Raw genomic sequence first — 11,403 nt, forward strand, 5'->3', positions numbered from 1 at the left:
AAGTCATCGTCAGGCACCTATGCCGAGAAAACCCCGAGCTCAGCGAGCTCGGGGTTTTTTCATATGGGGCGCAGGGTCTTGTGACCGGCTCGGGGAGAGCGCTCCGTCTAGAAACCGGCCCCCTCTCTCCTCCCCACCCCCAGGTCCGGCGTGCTGCATCGTTCCAGCCGCCTGTCATGCGCCGCCCCAACCGCAACGCCCCCGCCTCATTCGAGACGGGGGCGTTGCGGTTGGGAGGGAAGGTCAAGCCGAGGGCAGGTGAAGTGGGTCAGGGCGCCTGGAGCGACCTCGTCACGGTCTGCAGGAAGGGGAAAGGAGGGGTGGGCGCCCCTCCATGGGTTATCGGCTCACGCACGGGCCCAGGGCGTCGTCCACGGGGAGCGAGGAGAATCGGCGCGGCGCGTGAGTGTGGCGCCACGCCGGCCTGACGTGTCGGTGTCCGCCTCATCGACGCCGTGCCTGGCACCTGGTCTCCGGGTCGGGTGGGACGCTCCCTGTCGGCGATTACGAGGCGATCTAACCGGTTCGTCGGGGCACGATCGCCGTGCCGCGATTTCCGGGGCCTGCCCCCATCCGCTAGAATGGCTCATTTCCCGTCTGGGGCATGAGCATGACCATCGGTGATCTGATCCGCCTGTTGAGCGACGGCGAGTTCCACTCCGGCGAGCAGCTGGGAGTGCGGCTGGGCGTCTCGCGGGCGGCGGTATGGAAACAGCTGCAGAAGCTGGAGTCCCTGGGCATCCCCATGGAGGCGGTGAGGGGACAGGGGTATCGCCTGACGGAGCGCCTGGAGTTGCTCGACGGGCGCACCGTGGTGGCTGGCCTGTCCCGGGAGGCTCGCCCTCATCTGACGCGGCTGTTCGTGGAGGAGACCCTGCCCTCCAGCAATGCCTATCTGCGCGAACGGTTCGCGCAGGGCGCCGGGCATGGCGAGGTCTGCCTGGTGGAGCAGCAGAGTGAAGGGCGCGGACGCCGGGGGCGTACCTGGGTGACGCCCTGGGGGCGTACCCTGATGCTCTCGATCGGCTGGCGGGTCGACGCCGGCGTGGCCGCCCTTGAGGGGTTGAGCCTGGCCCTCGGCGTGGTGCTGGCCCGGGTTCTCGAGCATCACGGTGCCACGCCCCGACTCAAGTGGCCCAATGATGTGCTGCTGGAGGGGCGCGGCGGTGAGCTGAGCAAACTCGCGGGTATCCTGGTCGAGATCAGCGGGGACGCTGCCGGGCCCTGCGAGGTGGTGGTCGGCATGGGCATCAACGTCGACCTGCCCCAGGCGTTTCGCGCGAGCATCGACCAGCCCGTGGCCGCGGTTCACGATCAGGCACCGGAACTGTCGCGCAATGCCCTGGCCGCGGCGCTGCTCGATGAGCTGCTGCCCTTGCTGGCGGGCTTCGAGCAGCAGGGCTTCGCCGCCTGGCAGGGCGACTGGAACGCCCGGCACGCCTACGCCGGCTGTGAGGTGGAGATCCTGCAGCGGGGCGAGCGTGAAGCGGCGATTGCCGGCGACGTGGATGCGGCCGGCAATCTCTGGGTGCACCAGGGCGAGCGGCAGTGGCGGCTGGCCGGCGGTGAAATCAGCGTGCGGAGACGGGCATGATCCTGGACCTGGATATCGGCAACACCCTGTCGAAGTGGCGACTCAAGGATGGCGACAGTAGCGAGATCCGCTCGCGCGGGGCGGTCTGGACCCGCGAGGAGTGGCGGCCCGGAGCCGATATACCGGACCTCGATGTGGTCGAGGCGGTACGCATCTCCAGCGTGGCACGTCGGGCGGTCCTGGAAGAGACGGTGGCACTGCTGCGCCGCCGAGTCGGCACCGTCCATGTGGCGCGCTCCACTCACGAGGCCCTGGGTGTCGCCAACGGCTATGAGGAGCCCGGCAAGCTGGGAGTTGATCGCTGGATGGGGGCCCTGGCGGGTTATCAGCTGGCGGGCGGCTGCTGCGCCGTGGATTGCGGCAGCGCCATTACCGTCGACTTCGTGCTGCCCGGTGGGCGACACCTCGGCGGCTATATCCTGCCGGGGCTGCGTCTGATGAAGGAGAGTCTCAAGCTCGGCACCCGCAACGTGGCCATTGATCCGGACAGCGAGGCGGAAGAGCTGCTCGAGCCGGGCCGGCGCACGGTCGAGGCAGTCAATCACGGCATCTATATGGCCGCGGTCAGCGCAGTCAATCGCATCTACAGCGAGGTGTGTGATCAGCAGGACGTCGCGCTGCCCATGCTGTTGACCGGGGGCGACGCGCGGGTGGTGTCACGAGGCATCCAGGTTCCCCATGCAGTGTGGCCGGACATGGTCTATGGCGGGCTCGAGGCCTGCTTCCCGCTCACGGCGGCGGAGCGCGCCGGCCGGCTCTCCGGGGCGCCAGAGGTGCCTGCGCCGGTGGCGATGGAAAAGATCCGTGCGGCGCTTGCATTCTCGATGCTGCTTTGACAGAATGCGTCGCGTTCCGGAAAGACGCGTCGGCGAGTTCGACACGAAGTATCAAGAGCCTGATAAATCAGAGGCTTGACACCGGAAACAAAGGCGGTAGAATGCATCGCCAGTTGGAGGGGTTCCCGAGTGGCCAAAGGGAGCAGACTGTAAATCTGCCGCGAAAGCTTCGAAGGTTCGAATCCTTCCCCCTCCACCAAGTTTCGCCGCATGCGATGCGTCGGGTGCTGGTAGCAAGAGTGGGCAAGCGGGCATAGTTCAATGGTAGAACCTCAGCCTTCCAAGCTGATGATGCGGGTTCGATCCCCGCTGCCCGCTCCAGGCATCGAGTGATGGTGCCGCAAGTTGTGCTCATGTAGCTCAGGGGTAGAGCACACCCTTGGTAAGGGTGAGGTCGACGGTTCAAATCCGTCCATGAGCTCCATATTGAGAAGGCGAGCCGCGGCTCGCTTTTTCTTTTTCTCCCTCGGGGCGACAATGTGTCGGGGGAGGGGTTGCCAGGCGAAGCGCCTTTCGCTATTATGGCGCCCGCTGTCGTGCAGGCCGCCTGCAAAGGGCGGTCGCGAAAGCAGATACAGGCCAGTAGCTCAATTGGCAGAGCAGCGGTCTCCAAAACCGCAGGTTGGGGGTTCGATTCCCTCCTGGCCTGCCAGTCTTCCCCAGGCTGGCGATATCTCATATACTTTCATGTTTCGATTGCCGCACCCTGAGGAGTCTCGTTTTCATGAAGCATAACGCCGAGGTGCAGGAGTCGCGCCACGACGGGCTCAAGTGGGCGGTTGTCGTCACTCTGCTGGTCCTTGCCGTGGTCGGCAATACTTATTTTGCCGATCAGGCACTTCTCTATCGTGTGCTCGGTGTCGTCGTGCTCAGTGTGGCGGCGGCGCTGGTGGCGCTGACCACGACCAAGGGTCGTGATCTGCTCGAGCTCGCCAGGAGTGCGAAGAAGGAAATTCAGCGCGTCGTCTGGCCGACACGGCCCGAGACCATCCAGACCACCGCCATCGTGCTGGTGGCAGTGCTGGTGGTTGGGCTGATGCTCTGGCTGATCGACACCCTTCTTGGCTGGGCGATGTCCGGCGTCATCGGTTAGGAGTTTTCATGTCCAAGCGTTGGTATGTCGTCCACGCCTACTCCGGCTTCGAAAAGCATGTCATGCGCTCGCTCGCCGAGCGCGTGAAGATGTATGGCATGGAGGATCGCTTCGGCGAGATTCTGGTGCCCACCGAAGAAGTCGTCGAGGTGCGTGACGGCAAGCGTCGCAAGAGCGAGCGCAAGTTCTATCCCGGCTACGTGCTGGTCGAGATGGAGATGGATGACGAGACCTGGCACTTGGTCAACGAGACCCCGCGCGTCATGGGGTTCATTGGCGGCACCAAGGAGAAGCCGGCGCCCATTGCCCAGCGTGAGGCGGATGCGATCCTCAGCCGGGTGAAGGATGGCACCGACAAGCCGCGGCCCAAGACGCTGTTCGAGCCGGGTCAGTCGGTTCGCGTTGTCGACGGTCCCTTCGCCGACTTCAATGGCGTCGTCGAAGAGGTCAACTACGACAAGAGCCGCGTGCAGGTCAGCGTGCTGATCTTCGGCCGCTCCACGCCCGTCGAGCTGGAGTTTGCCCAGGTCGAGAAGGAATAGCCTTCCGGCTTCATCGTTTTTCGTGGCGGCCACCCGAGGGTGGTCGTGTAACCCGGGGAGCCGCAAGGCGCTACTACCCAACTGGAGTCCATCATGGCCAAGAAAGTACAGGCTTACATCAAGCTGCAGGTGGCAGCTGGCAAGGCCAATCCGAGTCCCCCCGTGGGCCCGGCGCTGGGTCAGCACGGTGTCAACATCATGGAGTTCTGCAAGACGTTCAACGCCGCAACGCAGGACATCGAGGTCGGCCTGCCGACTCCCGTGGTCATCACCGTCTACTCCGACCGCAGCTTCACCTTCGTCACCAAGACCCCGCCCGCGGCGGTCCTGCTGAAGAAGGCCGCTGGCATCAAGTCCGGCTCCGGTGAGCCGAACAAGACCAAGGTCGGTACCGTGACCCGCGAACAGCTCGAAGAGATCGCCAAGACCAAGGAGCCCGATCTGACGGCTGCCGATCTCGACGCCGCGGTGCGTACCATTGCCGGTAGTGCCCGCAGCATGGGCCTGAACGTGGAGGGTCTCTGATCATGGCTAAACTGTCCAAGCGCGCACAGCAGATTCGCGAGAAGGTCGACGCCAACAAGGCCTACTCCCTCGACGACGCCGTGGCCCTGCTCTCCGAGCTCTCCACCGTCAAGTTCAAGGAGTCCCTGGACGTCGCCGTCAACCTCGGCGTCGATCCGCGGAAATCCGACCAGGTCGTGCGTGGCGCCACCGTCATGCCCAACGGTACCGGCAAGGACGTGCGTGTCGCCGTCTTTACCCAGGGTGCCAATGTCGATGCCGCGAAAGAAGCCGGCGCCGACATCATCGGCATGGACGACCTGGCCGAGCAGGTCAAGAAGGGCCAGCTCGACTTCGACGTGGTCATCGCCTCGCCGGACGCCATGCGCGTCGTCGGCCAGCTGGGCCAGATCCTCGGCCCGCGTGGCCTGATGCCGAACCCGAAGGTCGGTACCGTAACGCCGGACGTCGCTACCGCGGTCAAGAACGCCAAGGCCGGTCAGGTGCGCTTCCGTACCGACAAGAACGGCATCATCCATACCACTCTGGGCAAGGTCGACTTCGACGCTGCTGCCATCCGGGGCAACCTAGAGGCGCTGGTCGCTGACCTGAAACGGCTCAAGCCGAGCACGTCCAAGGGTATTTATTTCAAGAAGTTTACCCTGTCCACCACCATGGGGCCGGGTCTGACCATCGATCATTCCGCCCTGGTCTGACCGGGCGTCGATCGAGACAATTGCAGGAACTTTGCGGTCCCCGTGCCGGGCTATCCTCGCCGGCGGGGCACCGTCAAAGACCGCAGGTGCCGCTCCTCCCCGGAAGAGTGGCTTAATCTTTCCTCGGGAAGGCCTGCGCAGATGGTGTGGCCGCCAGATCTCTGGTGAGCACCATCACCCAGGACTCTCGACCTCCGGTCGGGAGAGATGGTAACCACCGGAATCCTCTTCGCGAGGTTCCGGCACGAAGGAGTGATCACTGTGCCACTAGCACTCGAAGGCAAGAAGGCAATTGTTGCCGAGGTCAGTGAAGCGGCCAAGGATGCGCTCTCCGTCGTCGTTGCCGACTCTCGTGGCGTCGCGGTCAGCGCGATGACCGACCTGCGCAAGCAGGCCCGCGAGAACGGCGTGCAGATCCGTGTTGTCCGCAACACCCTGGCACGCCGCGCCCTGTCCGGAACTCCCTGGGAGATTCTGGACGAGACCTTCTCCGGTCCGACCATGCTGGCCTTCTCCTACGAGCACCCGGGCGCCGCTGCCCGTCTGTTCAAGGAGTTCGCCAAGGGTCAGAAGGAGTTTGAGGTCAAGGCGCTGGCCTACGAAGGTGAGCTGATCCCGGCAAGCGACCTCGACCGTCTGGCAACACTGCCGACCTACGATGAGGCGATCGCCAAGCTGATGTCCGTCATGAAGGAAGCTTCTGCCGGCAAGCTGGTTCGTACTCTCGCGGCGCTGCGCGACCAGAAGGAAGAAGTGGCCGCTGCCTGATTGGCGTGCTTCTCTGAGTAGCCTGAACCGATCATTGAATCATGAGCACTTGGTCACCTGACCGAGGCTCCGCAAAGTCTAGGAAATTGAACATGGCACTGACCCAAGAAGACATCATCAACGCCGTCGCCGACATGACCGTCATGGAAGTGGCTGGTCTGATTGAAGCGATGGAAGAGAAATTCGGCGTGACCGCGGCCGCTGCCGTTGTCGCCGGCCCGGGTGGCGGTGAAGCCGAAGCTGAAGAAGAGCAGACCGAATTCGACCTGGTGCTGACCGGCGCCGGCGACAAGAAGGTCAACGTCATCAAGGCCGTCCGCGAGATCACTGGTCTCGGCCTGAAGGAAGCCAAGGGTGCCGTCGACGGCGCGCCGGCGACCATCAAGGAAGCGATGTCCAAGGACGACGCCGAAGAGGCGAAGAAGAAGCTGGAAGAAGCCGGCGCGAGCGTGGAGCTCAAGTAACCCTTGTGCCCATGGCTTCACGCGCTGCGTAAGCTTCCACGGCTGGTGGCGGGTCACCCGCTGCCGGCCTTTTTCTGTTGTCACTAGACGGTTGCCCACGGGCCACCGCTAGCCGAATTCCGACGGCGAGCCTCCTGGTGGAGGCTTGCCGTCAGCGCCTGACGGAGCCGTACCCGTCGGGTGACGCCGACACGCATCGGTCACCCATGGTGAACAAGCTGGGGAATACAGATGGCTTACTCATACACTGAGAAAAAACGCATCCGCAAGGATTTCGGCAAACTGCCCCAAGTGATGGATGTGCCTTACCTGCTGGCCATCCAGCTTGATTCCTACTACGAGTTTCTCCAGCAGGATCGCTCACCCGAAGAACGCATGGAGATCGGCCTGCACGCCGCCTTCAAGTCGGTCTTCCCGATCGCGAGCTTCTCCGGCAACGCGGCCCTTGAGTATGTCAGCTACCGTTTCGGCACCCCGGCCTTCGACGTCAAGGAGTGCCAGCTGCGTGGCGTCACCTATTCGGCCCCCCTGCGCGTCAAGGTTCGCCTGATCATCTACGACAAGGATTCGTCGAACAAGGCGATCAAGGACATCAAGGAGCAGGAAGTCTACATGGGGGAGATCCCCCTGATGACCGAGAACGGTACCTTCGTCATCAACGGTACCGAGCGGGTCATCGTCTCCCAGCTGCACCGCTCGCCCGGCGTGTTCTTCGACCATGACAAGGGCAAGAGCCACTCTTCCGGCAAGCTGCTCTACTCGGCCCGCGTGATTCCCTACCGCGGCTCCTGGCTCGACTTCGAGTTCGATCCCAAGGACAGCGTCTTCGTGCGCATCGATCGCCGCCGCAAGCTGCCGGCCACGGTGCTGCTGCACGCCTTGGGCATGAGCGCCGAGGATATCCTCGCCGAGTTCTTCGAGTTCAGCACCTTCCACATCGAGAAGTCCGGCTTCTCCGTGGAACTGGTGCCATCGCGCCTGCGCGGCGAGACGGCCACCTTCGACATCAAGGATGGCGACGGCAACGTCATCGTCGAGGAGGGCCGCCGGGTCACCCAGAAGCATATCCGCCAGCTGGAGAAGGCCGGTCTCGAGCGCCTCGACGTGCCGATGGACTACCTCTTCGGCAAGACTCTGGCCAAGGATCAGGTCGATCCCGCCACTGGCGAGCTGATCTGCTCCTGCAACAGCGAGATCACCCCGGAACTGCTCGAGAAGCTCGGCCAGGCCGGCATCACCACCCTCGAGACCCTCTACACCAACGATCTCGACTGTGGCCCCTTCATCTCCGATACCCTCAAGCTGGACACCACCGGGTCCCGCCTCGAGGCGTTGGTCGAGATCTATCGCATGATGCGCCCCGGCGAGCCGCCCACCAAGGAAGCCGCCGAAACGCTGTTCACCAACCTATTCTTCAGCGAGGATCGCTACGACCTGTCGGGCGTGGGCCGCATGAAGTTCAACCGTCGCCTGCGTCGCGACAGCGACACCGGCTCCGGCGTCCTCGACCAGCGCGATATCCTCGACGTGCTGCGCGAGATGATCGCCATCCGTAACGGCTTCGGCGACGTCGACGACATCGATCACCTGGGCAACCGCCGCATCCGCTGCGTCGGCGAGATGGCCGAGAACCAGTTCCGCGTGGGCCTGGTGCGCGTCGAGCGCGCGGTCAAGGAGCGTCTCTCCATGGCCGAGAGCGAAGGCCTGATGCCCCAGGACCTGATCAACGCCAAGCCGGTCGCGGCGGCGGTGAAGGAGTTCTTCGGTTCCAGCCAGCTCTCGCAGTTCATGGACCAGAACAACCCGCTCTCCGAGGTCACCCACAAGCGCCGCGTCTCCGCGCTTGGGCCGGGCGGCCTGACCCGCGAGCGGGCCGGCTTCGAGGTGCGTGACGTTCACGCCACCCACTACGGCCGCCTCTGCCCGATCGAGACGCCGGAAGGCCCGAACATCGGCCTGATCAACTCGCTGGCCACCTACAGCCACACCAACAGCTACGGCTTCCTCGAGACGCCGTACCGCAAGGTCGTGGACAGCCAGGTGACCGACGACGTGGTGCACCTCTCGGCGATCGAGGAGGGCGACTTCGTCATCGCCCAGGCCTCCGCCACCGTGGATGAGGGCGGCAAGCTGGTCGACGACCTGGTGCAGGTGCGTCATCGCGGCGAGACCACCTTCATGCGTCCCGAGCAGGTGACGCTGATGGACGTGTCGCCGCGCCAGGTGGTCTCCGTGGCCGCGGCCCTGATCCCCTTCCTCGAGCACGATGACGCCAACCGCGCCCTGATGGGGGCGAACATGCAGCGTCAGGCGGTGCCGACCCTGCGTGCCGACAAGCCCCTGGTGGGCACCGGCATGGAGCGCTTCGTGGCCCGTGACTCCGGCGTCTGCGAAGTGGCCCGCCGTGGCGGTGTGATCGACTCGGTCGATGCCAAGCGCATCGTGGTGCGGGTCAGCGAGGACGAGATCATCGGCGGCGAGGCCGGCGTCGATATCTACAATCTGACCAAGTACCTGCGCTCGAACCAGAACACCTGCCAGAACCAGCGTCCGATCGTGCGCCCCGGTGACCGGGTGAGCCGTGGCGACATCCTGGCCGACGGTCCCTCCGTGGACATGGGCGACCTGGCCCTGGGTCAGAACATGCGCATCGCCTTCATGCCGTGGAACGGCTACAACTTCGAGGACTCCATCCTGCTCTCCGAGCGGGCGGTCCAGGAAGATCGCTTCACCACCATCCACATCCAGGAGCTGACCTGCGTCTCTCGCGACACCAAGCTGGGGCCGGAAGAGATCACCTCCGACATCCCCAACGTCGGCGAGTCGGCGCTGGGCAAGCTGGATGAGGCCGGCGTGGTCTACATCGGCGCCGAGGTCGAGGCCGGCGATATTCTGGCCGGCAAGGTCACGCCCAAGGGCGAGACCCAGCTGACGCCGGAAGAGAAGCTCCTGCGTGCGATCTTCGGCGAGAAGGCCTCCGACGTGAAGGACACTTCCCTGCGTGCCCCGACCGGCATGAAGGGGACCGTCATCGACGTCCAGGTCTTCACTCGCGACGGCGTGGAGAAGGACTCCCGGGCGCTCTCCATCGAGCAGATGCAGCTCGACGAGGTGCGCAAGGATCTCCAGGAGACCTACCGCATCGCCGAGGATGCCACCTTCGAGCGCCTGCAGCGCACCCTCGCCGGCCAGACCGTCAACGGCGGGCCGAAGCTGAAGAAGGACGACGTGCTCTCCGACAGCTACCTCGAGGAGCTGCCGCGTCAGCAGTGGTTCAAGCTGCGCATGCAGGACGAAACGCTCAACGAGCTGCTGGCCCAGGCCGACGAACAGCTCGAGAACCGTCGCAAGGAGATGGACGAGCGGTTCGAGGACAAGAAGCGCAAGCTCACCCAGGGCGACGACCTGGCGCCGGGCGTGCTCAAGATCGTCAAGGTCTACCTGGCGATCAAGCGCCGCCTGCAGCCGGGCGACAAGATGGCCGGCCGTCACGGTAACAAGGGTGTCATCTCGGCGATCATGCCGGTCGAGGACATGCCCTTCGACGGCTACGGCGAGCCCATCGACGTGGTGTTGAACCCGCTGGGCGTTCCGTCGCGGATGAACGTCGGTCAGATCCTCGAGACGCACCTGGGCATGGCCGCCCGCGGCCTCGGAGTGAAGATCGAGCACATGCTGCGCGACGCCCGCGAGCAGCAGGTCGGTCAGATCCGCGAGTTCCTCGGCCAGATCTACAACGCCAGCGAGGGCACCCGCGTCGAGGACATCGACTCGCTCTCCGACGACGAGGTGATCGCCCTGGCGAAGAACCTCAAGGGCGGCGTGCCGATGGCCACGCCGGTGTTCGACGGCGCCCAGGAGGGCGAGATCAAGCACTTGCTGCGTCTCGCCGATCTGCCGGATTCCGGTCAGACGACCCTGTACGACGGGCGTACCGGCGACGCCTTCGACCGTCCGGTCACGGTGGGCTACATGTACATGCTGAAGCTCAACCACCTGGTGGATGACAAGATGCACGCGCGTTCCACCGGCTCCTACTCGCTGGTCACTCAGCAGCCGCTGGGCGGCAAGGCGCAGTTCGGGGGCCAGCGCTTCGGGGAAATGGAGGTCTGGGCCCTGGAGGCCTACGGCGCGGCCTATACGCTCCAGGAGATGCTCACGGTCAAGTCCGACGACGTGGAGGGGCGCACCAAGATGTACAAGAGCATCGTGGATGGCGACCACACCATGCAGGCGGGCATGCCGGAATCCTTCAATGTGCTGGTGAAGGAAATCCGCTCGCTGGGTATCGATATCGAGCTGGAAAGCTGAGGCCGCACCGCCTGCGCTTCACAGAATGACGGTCCGCGGGGGTGGCAACGCCCCCGCCCATGACAACTCCGCAACGGAGCCGACCCCATGAAAGATTTGGTGAAAGTCCTCAAATCGCAGTCGCAGTCCGAAGAGTTCGACGCGATCAAGATCACGCTGGCGTCGCCGGCCATGATCCGCAGCTGGTCCTTCGGCGAGGTCAAGAAGCCGGAGACCATCAACTACCGCACCTTCAAGCCGGAGCGGGATGGCCTGTTCTGCGCCAAGATCTTCGGCCCGGTGAAGGACTACGAGTGCCTGTGCGGCAAGTACAAGCGCATGAAGCACCGCGGCATCATCTGCGAGAAGTGCGGCGTCGAGGTGACCAAGGCCGCGGTTCGCCGCGAGCGTATGGGCCACATCGAGCTGGCGAGCCCCGTCGCGCACATCTGGTTCCTGAAGTCGCTGCCGTCGCGTATCGGCATGTTCCTCGACATGACCCTGCGTGACATCGAGCGGGTGCTCTACTTCGAGAGCTTCATGGTCATCGATCCGGGCATGACCACCCTCGAGCGCGGCCAGCTGCTCAACGACGA

Annotated in this window: 9 protein-coding genes, 4 tRNA genes and 1 pseudogene; all 14 read left to right on the top strand. The window is 64.4% G+C overall.

Annotation, left to right across the window (positions count from 1 at the left end):
* The first annotated feature begins 610 nt into the window (after positions 1–610).
* Positions 611–1,594 (top strand): biotin--[acetyl-CoA-carboxylase] ligase, encoded by a 984-nt coding sequence (locus tag FEI13_RS18270; RefSeq protein WP_138182934.1) that lies wholly within the window; start codon positions 611–613, stop codon positions 1,592–1,594.
* The gene (locus tag FEI13_RS18275) at positions 1,591–2,430 is read left to right on the top strand and encodes a type III pantothenate kinase (RefSeq protein ID WP_138182935.1); all 840 of its coding nucleotides are present in this window, start codon (positions 1,591–1,593) and stop codon (positions 2,428–2,430) included. Before FEI13_RS18270 ends, FEI13_RS18275 begins: the two co-directional genes overlap by 4 nt.
* A 115-nt stretch (positions 2,431–2,545) precedes the next feature.
* Positions 2,546–2,629, top strand: a tRNA-Tyr gene (locus FEI13_RS18280).
* Between the two features lie 48 nt (positions 2,630–2,677).
* Positions 2,678–2,751 (top strand) — tRNA-Gly (locus FEI13_RS18285).
* Between the two features lie 28 nt (positions 2,752–2,779).
* Positions 2,780–2,854: transfer RNA gene (locus FEI13_RS18290), tRNA-Thr, on the top strand.
* A gap of 152 nt (positions 2,855–3,006) precedes the next feature.
* Positions 3,007–3,082, top strand: a tRNA-Trp gene (locus tag FEI13_RS18295).
* A gap of 72 nt (positions 3,083–3,154) precedes the next feature.
* Positions 3,155–3,523 carry a preprotein translocase subunit SecE gene (gene secE / locus FEI13_RS18300; protein ID WP_089848278.1) on the top strand — a complete coding sequence of 123 codons (369 nt, stop codon included), beginning with the start codon at positions 3,155–3,157 and terminating at the stop codon, positions 3,521–3,523.
* Positions 3,524–3,531: 8 nt separating this feature from the next.
* The gene (gene nusG / locus FEI13_RS18305) at positions 3,532–4,065 is read left to right on the top strand and encodes a transcription termination/antitermination protein NusG (protein ID WP_138182936.1); all 534 of its coding nucleotides are present in this window, start codon (positions 3,532–3,534) and stop codon (positions 4,063–4,065) included.
* Between the two features lie 93 nt (positions 4,066–4,158).
* Positions 4,159–4,590 (top strand): 50S ribosomal protein L11, encoded by a 432-nt coding sequence (gene rplK, locus FEI13_RS18310; RefSeq protein ID WP_138182937.1) that lies wholly within the window; start codon positions 4,159–4,161, stop codon positions 4,588–4,590.
* Positions 4,591–4,592: 2 nt separating this feature from the next.
* Positions 4,593–5,285, top strand: a complete 693-nt coding sequence (gene rplA, locus FEI13_RS18315; protein ID WP_138182938.1) for a 50S ribosomal protein L1 — start codon at positions 4,593–4,595, stop codon at positions 5,283–5,285.
* A gap of 261 nt (positions 5,286–5,546) precedes the next feature.
* Positions 5,547–6,053, top strand: a complete 507-nt coding sequence (gene rplJ, locus FEI13_RS18320) for a 50S ribosomal protein L10 (RefSeq protein WP_138182939.1) — start codon at positions 5,547–5,549, stop codon at positions 6,051–6,053.
* Positions 6,054–6,145: 92 nt separating this feature from the next.
* A complete protein-coding gene (rplL, locus tag FEI13_RS18325) occupies positions 6,146–6,517 on the top strand; it encodes a 50S ribosomal protein L7/L12 (protein ID WP_138182940.1) in 372 nt (123 codons plus the stop codon).
* 231 nt (positions 6,518–6,748) lie between these two features.
* Complete coding sequence (rpoB, locus tag FEI13_RS18330) at positions 6,749–10,828, top strand: DNA-directed RNA polymerase subunit beta (RefSeq protein WP_138182941.1); 4,080 nt, start codon at positions 6,749–6,751, stop codon at positions 10,826–10,828.
* An 87-nt stretch (positions 10,829–10,915) separates the two neighbouring features.
* A pseudogene (locus FEI13_RS18335) lies at positions 10,916–11,403 on the top strand (DNA-directed RNA polymerase subunit beta'); the annotation flags it as partial.

The sequence above is a fragment of the Halomonas urmiana genome, from assembly GCF_005780185.1.
Classification (GTDB): Bacteria; Pseudomonadota; Gammaproteobacteria; order Pseudomonadales; family Halomonadaceae; genus Halomonas; species Halomonas urmiana.

Bases quoted from the DNA above. Each gene is read 5' to 3' on its own strand.
- FEI13_RS18270 (WP_138182934.1), top strand. From the start codon at position 611: ATGACCATCGGTGATCTGATCCGCCTGTTGAGCGACGGCGAGTTCCAC.
- nusG (WP_138182936.1), top strand. From the start codon at position 3,532: ATGTCCAAGCGTTGGTATGTCGTCCACGCCTACTCCGGCTTCGAAAAG.
- rplK (WP_138182937.1), top strand. From the start codon at position 4,159: ATGGCCAAGAAAGTACAGGCTTACATCAAGCTGCAGGTGGCAGCTGGC.
- rplL (WP_138182940.1), top strand. From the start codon at position 6,146: ATGGCACTGACCCAAGAAGACATCATCAACGCCGTCGCCGACATGACC.
- FEI13_RS18275 (WP_138182935.1), top strand. From the start codon at position 1,591: ATGATCCTGGACCTGGATATCGGCAACACCCTGTCGAAGTGGCGACTC.
- rpoB (WP_138182941.1), top strand. From the start codon at position 6,749: ATGGCTTACTCATACACTGAGAAAAAACGCATCCGCAAGGATTTCGGC.
- secE (WP_089848278.1), top strand. From the start codon at position 3,155: ATGAAGCATAACGCCGAGGTGCAGGAGTCGCGCCACGACGGGCTCAAG.
- rplA (WP_138182938.1), top strand. From the start codon at position 4,593: ATGGCTAAACTGTCCAAGCGCGCACAGCAGATTCGCGAGAAGGTCGAC.